Source organism: Candidatus Thorarchaeota archaeon, from assembly GCA_013388835.1.
Lineage (GTDB): Archaea > Asgardarchaeota > Thorarchaeia > Thorarchaeales > Thorarchaeaceae > JACAEL01.
Genome location: JACAEL010000060.1, coordinates 1 through 16,466 on the forward strand (window position 1 = coordinate 1; position 16,466 = coordinate 16,466).

General features: G+C 55.9%; 12 protein-coding genes and 1 pseudogene. 5 read left to right on the forward strand and 8 right to left on the reverse strand.

Annotated elements, in window-relative coordinates; all coding sequences use genetic code 11:
- Positions 1 to 463: 463 nt before the first annotated feature.
- Positions 464 to 2,656 (reverse strand): annotated as a pseudogene (locus HXY34_10215) (aldehyde:ferredoxin oxidoreductase).
- Between the two features lie 184 nt (positions 2,657 to 2,840).
- On the opposite strand from HXY34_10215, the gene HXY34_10220 reads away from it, so the two are divergent.
- A complete protein-coding gene (locus tag HXY34_10220; protein NWF96501.1) occupies positions 2,841 to 3,797 on the forward strand; it encodes an ADP-ribosylglycohydrolase family protein in 957 nt (318 codons plus the stop codon).
- A gap of 218 nt (positions 3,798 to 4,015) precedes the next feature.
- Positions 4,016 to 4,825 (forward strand): 2-oxo acid dehydrogenase subunit E2, encoded by an 810-nt coding sequence (locus tag HXY34_10225; protein ID NWF96502.1) that lies wholly within the window; start codon positions 4,016 to 4,018, stop codon positions 4,823 to 4,825.
- A gap of 75 nt (positions 4,826 to 4,900) precedes the next feature.
- Here HXY34_10225 and HXY34_10230 read toward each other — a convergent pair whose 3' ends face one another.
- The 3 genes from HXY34_10230 to HXY34_10240 all read right to left on the reverse strand — a co-directional run bounded on the left by HXY34_10230 (position 4,901) and on the right by HXY34_10240 (position 9,511).
- Positions 4,901 to 5,734: a lysophospholipase gene (locus tag HXY34_10230; protein ID NWF96503.1), complete on the reverse strand. Its 834-nt coding sequence runs from the start codon at positions 5,732 to 5,734 to the stop codon at positions 4,901 to 4,903.
- Between the two features lie 133 nt (positions 5,735 to 5,867).
- Positions 5,868 to 6,932 carry a hypothetical protein gene (locus HXY34_10235; GenBank protein NWF96504.1) on the reverse strand — a complete coding sequence of 355 codons (1,065 nt, stop codon included), beginning with the start codon at positions 6,930 to 6,932 and terminating at the stop codon, positions 5,868 to 5,870.
- Positions 6,933 to 7,147: 215 nt separating this feature from the next.
- On the reverse strand, positions 7,148 to 9,511 hold the full coding sequence (locus HXY34_10240) for a glycyl radical protein (GenBank protein ID NWF96505.1): 2,364 nt from the start codon (positions 9,509 to 9,511) through the stop codon (positions 7,148 to 7,150).
- 268 nt (positions 9,512 to 9,779) lie between these two features.
- Here HXY34_10240 and HXY34_10245 point away from each other — a divergent pair, with 268 nt between their 5' ends.
- Positions 9,780 to 10,184, forward strand: coding sequence for a hypothetical protein (locus HXY34_10245; GenBank protein ID NWF96506.1), 405 nt, complete (start codon positions 9,780 to 9,782; stop codon positions 10,182 to 10,184).
- Positions 10,185 to 10,530: 346 nt separating this feature from the next.
- Here the strand turns inward: HXY34_10245 and HXY34_10250 are convergent, their stop codons facing one another.
- A complete protein-coding gene (locus tag HXY34_10250) occupies positions 10,531 to 10,809 on the reverse strand; it encodes a cupin domain-containing protein (protein NWF96507.1) in 279 nt (92 codons plus the stop codon).
- 344 nt (positions 10,810 to 11,153) lie between these two features.
- Here HXY34_10250 and HXY34_10255 point away from each other — a divergent pair, with 344 nt between their 5' ends.
- Together HXY34_10255 and HXY34_10260 are read left to right on the forward strand one after the other, a co-directional pair.
- Positions 11,154 to 12,080, forward strand: coding sequence for a glycyl-radical enzyme activating protein (locus tag HXY34_10255; protein ID NWF96508.1), 927 nt, complete (start codon positions 11,154 to 11,156; stop codon positions 12,078 to 12,080).
- A gap of 459 nt (positions 12,081 to 12,539) precedes the next feature.
- Positions 12,540 to 13,625 carry a hypothetical protein gene (locus tag HXY34_10260; GenBank protein NWF96509.1) on the forward strand — a complete coding sequence of 362 codons (1,086 nt, stop codon included), beginning with the start codon at positions 12,540 to 12,542 and terminating at the stop codon, positions 13,623 to 13,625.
- A 59-nt stretch (positions 13,626 to 13,684) separates the two neighbouring features.
- Here HXY34_10260 and cofC read toward each other — a convergent pair whose 3' ends face one another.
- The 3 genes from cofC to HXY34_10275 form a co-directional block, all read right to left on the reverse strand.
- Complete coding sequence (cofC, locus tag HXY34_10265; GenBank protein NWF96510.1) at positions 13,685 to 14,356, reverse strand: 2-phospho-L-lactate guanylyltransferase; 672 nt, start codon at positions 14,354 to 14,356, stop codon at positions 13,685 to 13,687.
- Positions 14,357 to 14,605: 249 nt separating this feature from the next.
- Complete coding sequence (locus HXY34_10270; protein NWF96511.1) at positions 14,606 to 15,562, reverse strand: 2-phospho-L-lactate transferase; 957 nt, start codon at positions 15,560 to 15,562, stop codon at positions 14,606 to 14,608.
- Positions 15,563 to 15,566: 4 nt separating this feature from the next.
- Positions 15,567 to 16,280, reverse strand: coding sequence for a nitroreductase family protein (locus tag HXY34_10275; GenBank protein NWF96512.1), 714 nt, complete (start codon positions 16,278 to 16,280; stop codon positions 15,567 to 15,569).
- Between the last annotated feature and the right edge of the window lie 186 nt (positions 16,281 to 16,466).

The window sequence follows — 16,466 nt, forward strand, 5'->3', positions numbered from 1 at the left end:
CAGGAGACGGCACTGGGGTCACTCCTCGAGAAGAGGTCTCATGAGGTGTCGAACCGACCTCGAGCTCTCCGTTCCCGCACGGAGGTGTATATGCACCCCGCAGCGATGTCCAAGACTGTCCAACTTCTGGGCAGCTGCTGCCAACCCCGCCGCCGCCGAGTCTCACAGGGATCTGTTGGTACCCCCCGCGGAGACGACCGAAGATGACGTGTACGACGAGGAGCAATGATATCCGATGTCTGATTTAGCACGGACGTCAAGCGACTGACGCATCTGACCCTAGTGTCGCGATTTGCGGCAGGTCCGTCACTGTGGTGGACTGTACAGAGTCCGGTCATTCTGCAGGCTCGTGCTGTGGCCCACTGAGACTGAGGTTTCGTGCCGCCTGTCCGAGCGCCGCACGGGTGGATGAGCAGTTCGAGTCCGAGTCGCACTGTTTGTGATGTGGAGATGCTCTGGACCGTTATCTCCACGCAGAGTCACTCTTGGGGAGGGTCTCCTTCGGAGGGTCATTGGCGACGTTCTTCTTGATGAGGTCGAGCAGACCGGGCACCCAGTCCAGACCCAGTTCCTTCACCTTCTCCAGCGTCGGTACTCCGTTGCGTGTCCAGCCCCTGCGTTTGTATGTGGCGTCTGTGAGAAGCCTGTACTGCTCCTCTCGGTACTCTCTCAACTTGGCGAGCTTCTGGGCTGTCGTCATGCCGGTACAGTCGATTCCGCACTTCTCTTGCAGCTGCTTGTCGTATCTTTCGCGCCTGCTCTCGTACTCCCACTCGGTGACGGGACCGACGCTTCTGTACGGCGGGTTGGAGTCGTGCACTCGCAGCCCCTTCCCCTGACGGATGTTGAAGATGCGCTGAAAGTTGTAGACTCTCTCGCTTCTCAGTATGAGGTCCGCACCCTTGCTTGGAATGCCTGTCATGGCAGTAAAGAACCTTGCATAGAACTCGACATGCTTGGGCACCTTAGCAGGCTCTGCAGTCTGCTTGTTGTCGGCAGGCACCACGTCGTTCCACGGGAGTTTGCACAGTCCATTGAGGCCAAACCATGTGCGCCACAGTGGGAAGTAGTGTAGCGCTTCCGCTTTCTTCTCAAAGGTCGGCATGTAGTTGTGAACCATGTCGAGAAAGATCAACCATGCCTCGTCGTGCTGAGGACCCTTGAGTGTGAGGCCATAGCCACCCTGCTGGGCAAGACTCTCCTTCGTCACATACTCTGAATACTCGAGGCCCTTGTGCTCCATGCCGATGTCCTGCATATGCTTGGCGTCAACACCGAACTTCTCGGCGAAGTACTTCTTGAGGTATGCCACGCCCTTGCCGAAGTGCTGACCACCAAAGCCCTATCCCTGAGCAATCTCGTGAAGGACTGCTAGTGACTCCTCCGCAGCTCCCCAGTTGAGCTTGTGACCGCCTGTTGCCTTCTGGTCGATGTGTCCGTCTGAGAAGAGCTCCATCACGAACGCCATTGTCGTGCCAAACGAGATGGTGTCAATCCCGTAGGCGTCACAGTAGAAGTTCAACTCCGCCACCCATGAAGCATCGAAGATGCCCATGTTAGAACCGCAGCCTGCAATGGTCTCATATTCGGGCCCATCGACCACGACCTTCTGACCTTTGAAAGGTCCGGTCTTGGGGATAAAGCCCTCGATACAGTGCGAGCAGTTTATGGCACATGGTCTCCAGCAGCCATCCCAACCCTTTCCTGTGTTGGTGAAGGTCTTCTCCCATACGTCACCGAAGAGATGCTTTGCTTCAGGGTCACTTCCAGCCCTGAAGTTTCGCACTGGCAACAGGTCGAACTCGTCCATTATTGAGGGCAGGTGACCTGTGCCCAACACACGCATGCGGTTCTGCTTGGGGTCCAGTTCGAGAATCTCTGAGGAGTGCTCGCGGCCCACTGCCTTCACTCCCTCCAAGTCTGCGGGGCCGCTGAGTTCTAGCGTTATCTTGTCAAACTTGGCGACGAGCGCCTTGAGTCTCTTGTTTCTGAAGACAGTGCCAATCCCTCCGCGTCCTGCCTGCTTGTAGCGAGGCATGGCTCTGCGTTGATCCCACCATGAGAAGTTCAGACACCCAATCCATGCATGTTCTGCTCCGGGGCCCGTGGACACTACCGATATGTCTGACCCGCCCTTCTCAGAGTGACGTTCCGTCAGTACCCGCGTTATCTCATATGCAGTGTCGGGAAGGTCGCTCGCGTCATGTATCTCAACCCTGCCCTTGTCACCGTCAATGAGCACGTAGACATCCCTGTCAGCCTTTCCCTGAATCTCGAGCGCATCAAAGCCTGAGAACTTGAGGTGCGGGCCAAAGTACCCTCCGACATTGCTGTCAATTGGAATACCTGTGAGCGGTGAGATTGTCGTGACGATGGACTTGCCAGCTCCGGGGTACTGTGTTACCCCACCTAGTGGACCGGACGCAATGCAGATCTCGTTGAGTGGGTCGTCCCACTTCACTATCCTGTCTTTAGGGAGTGCCTGCCACATGAGCCAGAGGTCGAATCCCTTTCCTCCGGTGAATGTGTCCTTCATTCGTTGATCAACAGGCTTTACTGCCACGGTGTTGTCCGTCAGGTTGACATACAGTGTCTGGTTCGCATACCCGCGATTTATCTTTGGAACCTCGTATGTGAACTCCTTCAGCATTCTCATCCGCCACCTCATGGCTTGCTGACATCCGACCTGTGCACTGTCGGTTCTGGCGTCCTGTTGACCGCTCCGTACATTTAGGTCTTGTCGTCGTCGAGCTGTACACCTATACATAATGAGCTGCGACCAGTACAGGGACCAATGACATATATCGGGAGTCTACGACAAGACACTGCGAAGACGTGACATGGTGATAACCTCCAGAGACCGATATGAGGGATGCCTGCTGGGGCTTGCGGTCGGAGATGCGCTTGGGGGTCCGACCGAGTTTCTCAGCTATGAACAGATACGTATACGTTGGCCGCCTGACGGTGTCACGTCCTTCATGTCGTTCAGGGACCTTCCACCCGGCTCATTCACTGACGACACTGAGATGTCAATCGCAGTGGCACGAGGCCTGACTCGCTCGCAAGACCTGAGTTCGGAGTCTATCCTGAGCAGCATAGCATACGAGTTCGTGGAGTGGGCCAAGAAGACTCGGCCAGCTCGTTCTCCGGGACTCACATGTATGCAAGGAGTGCACCAGCTGGCCACTGGAGTCCACTGGTCTCAGTCGGGTGACAACGACTCGAAGGGGTGTGGGAGCGCGATGCGGTCCGCTCCAATCGGGCTCGCGTATCCTCATGCGCTGGATGCTCTGCGATTCTACGCATCGAAGGTGTCCTTGATGACACATGGCAGTCCGGTGGCAACAGCAGGCTCTGTAGCAACGGCCTACCTTGTGGCCAGGTCGCTCGATGGCATCCCGGTCATGAACCTCCTGCCTGACCTTGTGTCGTTCACAATGCCGATTAGCCTGGAGTTTGCGGGACATGTGCAGAAGGTGATTCACCTTACCATGACCAGTTCGGTGAGACAGGCACACCGTGAACTGGGCGATGGATGGACGGCGGAGGAGGCTGTCGCGGGAGCTGCATATGCGAACACACTTCATCCTCAGTCGTTCAGGGATATCGTGCTGGAGGCTGCAAACTCAGGCGGTGATTGTGACTCGAAGGCTTGCATTGCAGGAGCCATAGCTGGTGCGCGCCTCGGAGTTCAGGCCATCCCCGCGGAGTGGAGAGAGGAAGTCGAGGGCAGAGATGATCTTATCGTCCTTGCTGGAGAACTCCTACTACTCCAGAGTCGACTGGCTCAGCTCTAGTGTACAGTCAGGAGTCTGCTCGTCACGGCAACTGTGTATCCCGATCTGTGTGTCCACTCCATCCGTCGAGAGTTCTTGACCCAGCCCCGCCGCAGTGAAGACCTCGATGCTGTTTCCAGATAACCTTCTGTTCAGTGTCTTCGGAACGGGGACAACTGATAAGAGATGGAGTGCATAGTCCCTTCTGAAGGACGAAATGCTTAAGCTGTGTTACACCAATGGACTACATAGGCAAGTACGAAGAGCAGGTCTATCCGAAGGAACGTGTGATTGCATCTGACATATTCGACCTTGGCATGAAGCGTCACTACGTGAGTGGACTTGCAGAGGTTGATGTGACGGAGGCGCGGAGAATCCTGTCCGAACAGGCAGCCAGCGGCGAAGAGAAGCTCTCTTTCACAGGGTGGGTGACCAAGTGCATTGCGCAGGCTGTCAGTGAGCATAAGATTGTCCATGCCATGCGACATGGGAAGAAGCACCTCATAGTCTTTGACGACATTGATGTCTCAGTCCTTCTGGAGACGAACTTCAAGGACGGGACTATTCCAAAACCGTTGATAGTCCGGCGCGCACAGGACAAGACGGTCTCACAGATCACGAACGAAATCCGTGCTGCTCAGAGGCAGAAGCTAAGCGACTCGTGGGAACAGCTTGGCGAGGGCTCTGGTGAGCGGATAGCAAGACTTGCGAGGATATTTCCATCGCTGCCCAAGGTCTTCAGACGGATTGTCTACAGAAAGTGGAAGGACCCGTTCTTTGTCAAGAAGAACTTGGGCACCGTGCTGGTCAGCTCTGTTGGGATGTTCGCGAGGATGGGTGGCTGGGGTCTGCCGATAGGTACTCATCCCCTTGTCTTCATCTTGGGAGGGATTGGGCGAAAACCCGGTGTCGTTGAAGACCGCATTGAGATACGCGATATGCTGAGCGTCACAATGATGTTCAATCACGATGTCGTCGACGGCGCTCCAGTGGTCCGTTTTGGACAGCGACTGGCGGACCTTGTCCAGAGTGCATTTGGTCTCAGATAGGGCCTTCGAGCATGTGCTTCTGCCTGTGTCCCCGTGTGTCCGACTCTGCGTGGCTGTCGGACTGACGAGTGACGTCTACAGGTGCTTGTCGAGCCAAGCGACGAGGTCGTCGAGCACTTCCTTCCTTCGGTCGGCAGTCTCGTTGTATATCTCGTGAAACAACCCCTCGTAGACCTTGAGGGTCTTGTCCTGTGTGGACGTCATGCTGTCATGTAGCTCTCTCTCGCCCAAGACGACAACATCGCCACCACCCTTCTGAATGAGAACTGGAATCCTCAGTGTCGCTGCCTTCTTCCGAATACTCTCCATCAATCCAGTCATCGCCCGTAGCAGACCGAGCGAGGCCGAACCTGCAAAGACCAAAGGGTCTGACTTGTAAGCACTGATCACATCCTGGTCGTGTGAGAGACGTGATGGGTCGAATTCAGAGGTCATGACTTTCTTTGGTGCCAACCTCCAGGCGACCTTTATCTGCCGCAGCTGTGAGTTGCTCAAGTCCCCATATCTGATGCCAGCTCCGGACAGTATGAGCCCCTTGAGTTCGTCTTGGTACTCTGCAGCGAAGTGGACTGATATGACGGAACCGAATGAGTGGCCAAGCAGGAACACTGGTATGTTGTCGCCCTCCTTCTCTCGTACTAATGACAAGAGACTGACAAGGTCGTCAAGCAGATGCTGGCGTGACTCGACGTGTGCTCGCATCCCTTTACTCTTGCCGTGTCCACGCTGGTCATGGGCGTATACAACGTATCCCGCCGCGGTCAACGCCGTACCAACGTTACCGTACCTGCCGGAGTGCTCAGCATATCCGTGAGACACCATCAGTGCGGCTCTTGGCCTGTTCTGAGGCCGCCACACTCGGTAGAACAGCTCATGTCCATCGTCCAGTGTAACGACATTCTCGCTCATCGACTGTCTCGTCCCCAATGCTCAGACGTTCCCCTCAGGTAGTGGTGACCTGTATTTAAGCCAATTCCAGTCATTGTCAATCCATGCTGGAAAGATGCGCGGACTGTTGACGCACCTGCTGGTTGGATATCACTCACTGTGCAGTTACAGAACGCTCCGCTGTGCTGTCCATCTCTGTGTGCGTCCGAAGCGCTCTCCGTGCAAGCGTGGCAAAGATGACAGGTCCGAGAGGGACAGTTGCAAGAAGGAATAGGACACCTATGACGAATCCCACATCAGCGAGGATAGGAACAATGAACGATACGAGGACGAAGAGCCCACTCCATAAGAGAAACTGCTTGAACGTCAGGAGCCCTTCGCGGGGAGTGGGCCCTGCAGGCTGGCAAACAGGGGTCTTGCGCAGCAGGAGTATGAGCAAGCCATAGACTACAAGTGTGCCGACTATCGACTCCGCTCCGGGAATGCGCTCGGGGAGAAGAATCAGGAACAGGACTACATACTGAGCAACAACGTAGGACACAAGGAGTCTCAGGCCACGTCTTCCGAGAAGGACCGACGAGATCTTCAGTGTGCCAACTCTTCTCTTGGTTAGCGCGTACACAACAACGATGATGACAATGCTCGCCGTGGAGACAAACAGGCTGTTGCCTGAGTCCGTAACCGGACTGAGTGAGAAGAACACACCTCCCATGACCGCGGCCAGTAGCCACAGTGCACGGTTCAGGCCCCTTGGTTTCAGAAGGTTCACGAATCCCGGCAGCAGCTCCAGGCGTTGGTCCGTGGATGACGCTGCGCACAGTAGCTGATAGACCACCAGTGGGATGATGAACGAGAAGATGGAATGCCACAGAAAAGCCAACGTGAAGAACTCCGCCCATGCAATCCCTACCACTGTGCCGAGCATAGGCCCGGTTGAACCCGGATAGCCTGCCCACAGGACCTTCGTTATCCAAGACTCGTAAAGACCAAACAGCACACCAAACAGATACAGATGAGGCAGAGATGCCCTATGATACTTGACAGCAAGGTTTAGCAACAGCACGGCGTGCGAACCGTAGAGCGGCAGTGTGATGATGTAGGCAAATGGGTCTATGAACCAGACTGGTGAAGAACCGGAGTAGACCTCGGCGTATACCATTGAGAGGATGCTGAGTAACACGAGCGCGGAGACACGAGACCCGTCTGTCCTGTCCGACACGACTGGCTCCAAGAGGTGAGCCGGTATATATCTTCGAGCTAGGTCAGATGACCGAGCTGTGCGAGACCGCTCGTTCCGCCACGCTGCATGCGCTTGTCTAGTTACCAGACTTGAGCCGCATCCTCTGGCATCGCGAATTGGGATTGGCAGCTTCTGCACAGAGTGATTCAGATCTCTGTTCTCACTGAGCCGAAGTGCGGCGCTACGTCGCACACTCATATTCGTCGGTGAGCTGTCCTTGCAATGATCTCATCCTGAAGGCCGCGTCCAAGACTGACAAAGTGGTCACTGTATCCGGCCACACGGACAATGAGGTCTCGATGGCGCTCTGGATTGGCCTGTGCATCTCTCAGGGTCTCTTCGCTGACCACATTGAACTGAATATGATGGCCACCCAGCTCGAAGTAAGCCCTCACGAGTCCGACCAGCTTCTGCCTTCCCTCCTCTGTGGCCAGCACCTCCGGCATGAACTTCTGGTTAAGCAGGGTCCCTCCGGTCTTTGAGTGGTCGATACGAGCAGCTGACTGGATGACAGCGGTCGGTCCGTTCTTGTCCATCCCATGACTGGGTGAGATACCGTCTGAGAGTGGAGTCCCAGACAGCCTACCGTCCGGTGTGGCACCCGTCATCTGCCCAAAGTAGACATGGACGGTTGTGGGCAGGAGATTCACCCTGTATTGTCCCCCCTTCGTGTTGGGCCTCCCGTCGATGCACTCGAAGTACGCATCGAAGACTGCTCTTGCGATGTCGTCTGCTCGCGCGTCGTCATTTCCGTACTTTGGCGTCTTGTTCAATAGGACTGCACGCATGACTTCCTTGCCCCTGAAGTCAGTGCGGAGGGCTTGAAGCAGGTCGGTCATCGAGAAGCGCTTGGACTCGAAGACCTGGTGCTTGATTGCGGAGAGGGAGTCCGTGATGGTGCCAAGTCCGACTCCCTGGATATAGGTTGAATTGTAGATGGGTCCACCATCGTGGTAGTCTTTCGCCTTCTCGATACAGCCGTCAAAGAGGAGCGACATGAACGGTGCTGGCATGTGCTCGGCGTACAGCCGCTCTATGATGTTGTTGCCCCTTATCTTGACATCGACAAAGTAACGCAGCTGTCTCCTGTAAGCATCGAACAGCTCGTCGAATGAAGCGAAGCGTGTTGGGTCTCCGGTCTCGATTCCCACTCTCTTTCCCGTCTTCGGATCCACACCATTATTCAGCGTTATCTCAAGTATCTTGGGCCAGTTGAAGTACCCAGTTAGAATACATGCCTCCTTTCCAAACACACTGATCTCAACGCACCCACTGGGTCCACCCCGACGCGCGTCTTCCAGAGTCTTACCTGCGCGGAGGAACTCCTTGACAATCATGTCAGTGTTGAACATGGAGGGCTGACCAAACCCCTCCTTCGCCACTTCCACTGCTTTCCTGAGGAACCGCTCGGGATTCTGTCTGCTGAACTGGACACAGACGCTCGGCTGGATGAGCCGCATCTCATTGCAGACATCGAGAATCATGTAGGACAGCTCGTTGACGCCGTCCCTTCCGTCGGGGGCAAGACCACCGCTATTGATGAGCGCAAAGTCCTGATATGTGCCGCTCTGCTGTTCAGTTATGTCCACCTTTGGGGGTGCTGGCTGGTTGTTGAACTTGATCCAGAAGCACTGAAGCAGTTCCTTGGCTGACTCGGGTGTGAGTGTGCCCTCTCTGAGACCGGCTTCATAGAATGGGTAGAGGTGCTGGTCCAGACGGCCCGGATTGAAGCTGTCCCAGACATTGAGTTCGGTCACGACACCGAGATGGATGAACCAGTATGACTGCAACGCCTCCCAGAAGTCCCGTGGAGCGTGAGCAGGGACGTGTGAGCATATCTGGGCAATCCGTTGCAGCTCCTCCTTGCGTCTGGGGTCCCTCTCACTCTTGGCCAGCTCGGCTGCCTTCTGGGCATGACGCTCTGCATACATGATGACGGCACGGGCTGCAATCACCATGGCCTTGAGCTCTTCCTGCTTGGCGTAGGCCTGAGGGTCGTTGTAGAAGTCAAGTGTCTGCATCCGCCTCTCGATGTCATCAATGATGTCGAGAAGACCACGTCTGTAGATCTTGTCATCGAGAATGGCATGACCGGGGGCCCTCTGCTCCATGAACTCTGTGAACACCCCTGCATCGAACGCATCTTTCCACTCTCTTGACATCGCCGCAAAGACGCGTTCCCGCATCGTGTGTCCCTTCCAGAACGGAATCACTCTCTCGGCATAGAACCTCTTGACATCCTCACTGACAGTGAATCGAGTCCGTTCACGCGAGTTCGCAACCTCCAGGTCCATCAGCGAGTGGCAACACAGCTCGGGGTAGGTGGGCGTGGCCTTCGGGCTGGGTCCTCTCTCTCCCACTATCAGTTCTCCATCGTTGATGCGGATCTCCTTGTTCTCAAGGATATACCTGAATGCAAGGGCTCTCGTGACCGGGGTTGAACTCGCTCCTGCTGTGCCACTCTGGTAGAAGTCAGTGAGCAACCGTGCTCGTTCCGCTGAGATGAATGGCGCAGTTGAAACGCTCTGGTCACGCAACCTCTTCACGCGCTCAGACAGGTGGTCTACGACCGTCGCTTCATTCACAGGTCCATTCCTTGCCTGGCGATGCGCTTGCATGCATAAAACGGATTCGATAGTGTCTTTGGCCGGGCTTGTCGAGGACAATACGGCGCCTGTTGACAACCAGTGCAGTCGTGCGACTCGACTCATAGTGCGAAACGATAAAAGGGCTCGCAGAAAGTAATGAATAAGCACGGACGATACAGAGAAAGGTGTCTCCGCGCTACCACATATGAGAGATACACACTCACCTAGAGGTGTTCTAATGTCAGAACCCAAACAGTACTTCAGGGGCGAAGACCTGGGCAAAGCTGTGGAATGGCTCAAGAAGCATATGCAGAGTGCTGATGTCATTGCGGAAATCGAAGGAACGCTCGTTGACACAGGCGCTCAGGTTTCCTGCTCCGGTCTGGTAATACAAGCCGAAGACGGATTTGGAAAGCCAGAGTCGCTTGTGATCAGGCTGGACAAGAAGCCCAGGTGGACCAGTGAACAGATGATATCGATAGGCAAGCCCAATGCCGGAAAGGGCATTGATGTTGCTGCAAAGGAGCTCTTCATGGTCGTAAAGGCACGAGGCCAACACGAAGAGAGGAGGCGTTCTAGCACACGCGACAGACGTTACGACGACCGTGACTATCGCGATAGCCGCGACCGCCGTTATCGCTAAGCTTGATTCTGGAAGTCATCGCCCGCGCCCCGAGTGAGACCGCTTCTGCCCTCTTCGAGACCACGGAACCGGTGCTGTTGTCGTGCTCACGAAACGCGTCTTCATGCGGGCTTGTTTCGCATCCACGCGAGGGTTTCATGGCGTGCTCACTTGGGGTCTCCTGTGAATCATGAAGACCGGTCGAAGAGCCCGGTTACGTGCCTACAACAGCAGTCGCTGCGAAACGGGGACAAAACGGTGTTGTCATACCGACAATCCGTGTGTACGAGCACTCTGTGATGCTATCCGGACTATTCGTTCGCACAGACCAGATGTGAAGGAGGTGCTCGCGCGAGTGTACTGCGTGCTACTCTGTTTCATAGCGGTTCGGGTCCGAGAAGAAGTCGACGACACGTACGAACGTCCTGAACTCCGCACTGTGTAGTACTCCGGCAGGTATGTGATAGGAGTCGCCCTTCCTGTAGACTGTGGTCTTGTCCCCAATCGTGAGAGCCATCTCTCCTTCTAGCATGAAGCCGAACTGTTCACAGTGCTTGTGGGGTGGCACGACGCGGCCCGCCTCAATCTCAAAGAACACGACTTGCGAGTCAGTGCCCTGGGAGACCCATCCTTTGACGCCCGACATTGGAGTCTTCGCATTTGGAAGTCTCTTGATGCAGTTGGGGTATGTACTGCCTGTCATTGTCACGCACTGCGAGTCCACTTCACCTCACTATATCTCTCTTGCTGACCACACAACTGCTGCAGCTGGTTTCGTTCAGTCTCCTTATATCGTCGGGGACACACCGGCCTCGCTCGAGTCCCCCCGAGAGTGTTCAACATGACCTCAGGTACGCAAGAGTCCGGCCATGCGGACATCGAGACTCGGTCACAGGGCCTGCCCGGCTGCACAAGGTGTTCAGAGTCACACTTCGTCCGCACCGACAACAGTCTTCAGGATGGGACCATGGCGACCATGGAGTGTGGCCTTTGACAGTGCCAAGAGGAATGGTGACGAACATCCAGAGGTGTTCGACGGAGGACGGGCCAGGGATAAGGACCACGGTCTTCTTGAAGGGCTGTCCCCTCCGCTGTCTCTGGTGTCACAACGTGGAGACAATCGACCCGCGGCCACAGACAGTCTGGTATTCCACGCGATGCATCGGCGACAGAGCATGCATCAGAGCCTGTGCGGAAGAGGCGCTTCAGCTCGGAGAGCAGGGCATGAGGATTGACAGAGAGAAGTGCACCGGGTGTCGAGCCTGTGAGGATGTCTGCCCGACTGGTGCCATGAAGGTCATGGGGGAGCAGTGGGACTCTGCGAGGCTGGCGACTGAGCTGGCGCGGGACAAGGTGTTCTTCAATGCGTCGGGCGGCGGTGTCACGCTGTCAGGGGGCGAACCGACCATGCAGGCCGACTTCGTGGTCGCTGTTGCATCCCAGCTACGGAGAGATGGCATTCATGTCGCTCTTGACACATGTGGTCACTGTGATGAGTGTGTGCTTCAGAGGATACTGCCCTTCGTGAACATGGTGCTATATGATCTGAAGACCATGGACCCAACTCGACACCGGCAGTACACTGGCGTGCCGGTCGACCGGGTCCTCTCAAACGCCCGCATGGTCGGCTCTTCCGGAGTCCCTGTGTGGGTCCGAACCCCAATAATCCCGGGTCACACCGACGATGAGGAGAACATCCAGAAGATCGCTCGCTTCATTGGTCAGTACATGCCAAACGTTGAACGTTGGGACTTGCTTGCGTTCAATAAGATGTGCGTGGAGAAGTACTCGCTTCTGGGCATCGAGTATCCTCTGAAGGACGCCCAGCTTATCCCACGCGATATGATGGAGCGACTGGTATCGACAGGACTGAATGAGGGGGTGAAGAGCATCCGATGGACAGGGATCACCCGCTGAGAATCACGTTGGTGGCTGATCGTCCAAGAGGGGATGTCTGAAGCCTGCAACAGGACCGGAGAGGGCATTCTCACTATGGAGCGCGATGCTCGTTCGCGCAGCAGTCATGCGACAGTCGTGTTGCCTCTCACCAGTGCCCCGAGCCCTCGGCTGTCGAATTCAGGATACGGGATACTCTGGTCACTATGTATACTGGAAGTCGGGAGCATGTCTTCTTGTTCTCGACGCTGTCAAGCGTGTCACCACCAAGAGAGTCGCGGCAGCTGAACAGGGCAGCTCCAGACCTGCGTCACAGAGAGTGCGTTCGGTGCAACTCGCAGCAGAAGAGGCACTGGCTGTGTGAGTTGGTGCGGCATCTTGGAGTCCGGGGTTGTGGCACCCCGCCGTCTTGACCCGCTAGCTTATCAGTCAGAAATGCAGCGCGTATTCCCAATCCTTAGTAAGCGATGCGTGAGAAGAATGCAGGGCACTTCTCTTCTTGACTCTCTGCTCAGGGATACACTGTCCGGCTCAACGTGGGCTGTCGCAGTGATACTTGGCGTCATGACCTGGACATTGCTTAGTAAGAATGGGATTCGCGTCACCGCCACCACAGGTCTCGCTGTGTATTTCGCATCATTTCTCGTGTATACAGTCCTGAGTGAGACTGCCTTTCTCTACTACGAGACTCTTCGGGCTGTATTCCTTGGATTGGAAGTCGTCAACGGTGCAGGCGTCACTGTCTGGATCATTGGCATGAATGTGCTCGTGTACTCAATTGAAGCTGACCTGTTACGTGGTCAGAGACGTCGAAGAACGCTCACCGTTCTCAGTGTGTCATATTCTGTTCTCTTAGTGCCGCTGCTCATAATTGGTGTGAAGGTTGTCATCGCATTCGTGGGACTCGCATTGATTCTCGTCTATGACACTTGGGTCTATACAAGAGACCTCCTCCATCTTGAGGCGGTCAAGAGAAGGCTCCGACCTGCTGTGTTCATGCTGGGTCTAGGTGTCATTGGGTTTGCCAACTTCATCGTATCGCTCGACAACACCTACTCGGGCCATCTTCTCAAGAATGCCGGCGTCCTCATCGGGTCATTGATGCTGATGCGAGTCTGGGAGTGGCTTCCTACCATCGAGGACTTGGAGTGGTATGCTACGCTGGAACGGCTCATGGTGGTTGACCCCGTGTCGGCGATTCCTCTCCTTGACTTCAGGTTCAGAGTGTCCGAAGAACCGGCCAGCGGCACGTCTGTGAGTGCGCCAATCGATGGTGCGCTGGTAGCAGGCGCTGTCAGCGGAATCGACAGCCTCGTCGATGAGATACTGCTGGAGACCACTGGTGTTGATGCAATCTCTCACAGAAGGAAGACCATCCTGTTCCACCGCAGGGCGCAGTTCATATGCATACTGGTCGTAACCGCACCTCTGCTGGAAACGAAGTACCGTCTCGAGATGTTCGCTCAGGAGTTTGAGAAGACGTACAATCAGCAGCTCGCGGCGTTCTCTGGACACGTCGGTGCATTCTCAGGGACCGAGGCCATAATCAGGCAGGTATTCTTCTAGCGTGTGATCTTCTGAGCGACAGCATGCGCATGCACGAACTCGATTCTGCTAAGCGCATATCACACATGCGCTCGCGAGCCCGGGATGTTGGCAATCCCCGCGACAAATGATTTGAAGACCGGACTGGGTTCATGGTCCAGCACGTCTATGATGTCTTGGATAGTGTCTGTGTCATGCAGAAGCTCCAGTGAGTCGTACTGCTCGAATCTCACCCCGGAGCTCAGTGCGGCTCTCCTGTGCAACTCGAAGCTGCCCGGCCCAAATGAGTACCTGACCACACCCGGAGGCCGAACCAGCAGGGCATTGGTCCCGCCATCTCTGGAGGGTGATGCAACCACAACAGGCATGGGCAGCAGCTCCCCGGTCTTCACGATGCTGTCCACCGAGTGGGGTGTAATGAGTGGAAGGTCCGCGGGCAAGATGAGCAACGGGGAGTCTGGTTCGGTCTGGGCTATCAGTGATGTGGCCTTCTCAAGTGCGGCGTTGAGACCGCCACCCGGAGAGTCTTGTATCACTGTGACACCTCGCCTCTGGACATGGTCGGTCACTTCCTCGTCTGGAGTGACTACGAAGACCCTCTCGACCGAGGTAGACCGGGCCAAGGCGTCGAGAACACCTTGCAGCATGAGCAATACCAGCTCTTTCCTTTGTTGCAGACCCAGCTGTGGTGACATTCTGCTCTTTGCGTGTGAGAGCGATTTCACAGGGATAAGCACAACCGCTTTTGTCACCACGAACACAACCGATCCATTTCTCACCGCACGGATGTTCCTTCGGGTCGCATGAGACCGCTCATAAACCTGCAGTTGACAGCCGCGAGAGACTGCTCGTCGTCAGTTGAACCAGACTCATGACCCTGATGACTCATGGGCAACCTTCGGAGACTCGTCTCATTCGTCACAAGGTCTTCTCGCACATGAACCTGACACGGTTCACGCCATGCATCCTGACCGTCTTGTGCTCCGCTGGGTTCCAGTCAATCAGAGATGGGCAGCTCTTCCAAGTGACTCCAGAATCACGGTCTCTGCGAGGCTCTTCTTGCTCTCAAGTGTCGTCATGACGGTATCAGTGACTGTAACATGAAGACCTCTCTCTTCCAGGGTGTGTTTTAGTCCCGCATCCAGCCTGTCAATCACGTAGTGCGACAGAAAGCCATAGTAGTCTGCAACGGCAGCGGGTGACACTGGCATTCCGAGCCCCTTCATGAACTTCTCAGTGGGTCCTTTCACCGCTCGCCCCCCAACTAGTGGACTGACACCAACAATTGGAACCGTGGACTTCTCAAGTGCTTGCCTCACCCCGCGAACAGAGAGGATGGGACCGATTGACGCGACCGGGTTGCTGGGGCAGACGACTATCACATCTGCGTCTTCTATCGCCCCAAGCACTGCTGGTGGGACGACTGCGGACTCAGAGCCCACATACTCGACACCGCAGACGTCGTCTTGGCATCCCCTCTTGACAAAGTACTCCTCGAAGTGGATCAGAGAGCCATCTGCTATCCTCACATGAGTCTGAACTGGGTCGTCGCTCATGGGGAGGATGCGAGTGCTCAGACCGAGCAGGTCGCAGAGCGTGGCAGTGACCCTTGTGAGTGATAGCTTCTCCCTCAGAAGCTGTGTCCTCAGAACGTGCGTCGCAAGGTCACGGTCTCCGATGTTGAACCACCGCTCTTGCCCATAAACACTGGAAGCCGTTTCAAGGAATGCGAATGTGTCGTCCCGAATACCCCAGCCCTTCACCTGATCTACCAGTCCCGCGAGCGTGTACATCACTATGTCAAGGTCGGGTGAGATGTGCAGACCAAAGAGCTCGATGTCATCGCCAGTGTTACCTATCACGGTGAGTTCGCCCGGTCGCAGTATAGAGTGCAGACCGAGGACGAGCTTCGCCCCGCCAACCCCACCACACAACGCTGTGACTCTCATCCCTGGCATCTCCTCACAAGAGCCATGTCGTTGAGTCATCACCGGGCAGTCGTGTCCTGGGCTGCGGCGTCTCATCTGGCCAACCCAACACTATGAATGCCTGTGGTTCGTAGTCGCTGGGAAGTCCCAGGACTTCACCGACAATCTGCGGCGCGAAGAGGGGGGCACACATCCAGCAGGCTCCCAGTCCCTCCGCATGAGCCGCAAGGAGCAGGTTCTCAACCGCCGCTGCAACGCTCTGTACAGCCATTGTGTGTTCCGCCTCTTGTCTTGTCGGGTCCGGGTACTTCCACATGTCTCGCATGGTCAGACACCCCACAATCAGAAGCGGGGCATCCAGAATCCGTCTTCGCGATGTGCTGACCCTGTCCTCAGCTTCCTCCGTGCTGAATCCGTCCGCGACAAGATCATGCCGATAGCACTCGCTCATCCTGTCGACCAACCTCTGTCTGAGAGGATTCCTCCCAACGACCACAAACCGCGCGGGAGCTGCTCCGTGAGCTGACGGGGCGTGACCGGCAGCGGTGAGCAGTCGTTCGACCACTGCCGTGTCAACGGCCTCGTCCTTGAACCGCCTTATGCTGCGTCGGCCCTCCAGAAGAGCGTAGTATGGAGAGGGACCCGTGCCGTTCAAGTAGTATGCACCACAAGGACCCGTGCATGAGTACTTCCTAATGACAATGACGGACGCTGCGGCCCTGTTGAACAAGCCGTCCAGAACTCTCACCGTAAGACTGGGACTGATACTCGGACGACTTCTAGAAACCGTTCATTTCTGGTTGGACAGAGTTGGACACAGGAGTCGTGTCGCTCCCAGGAGACGGCACTGGGGTCACTCCTCGAGGTCTCATGAGGTGTCTAACCGACCTCGAGTTCTGATCCCGCACGGAGGTGTATATGCACCACGCAGCGA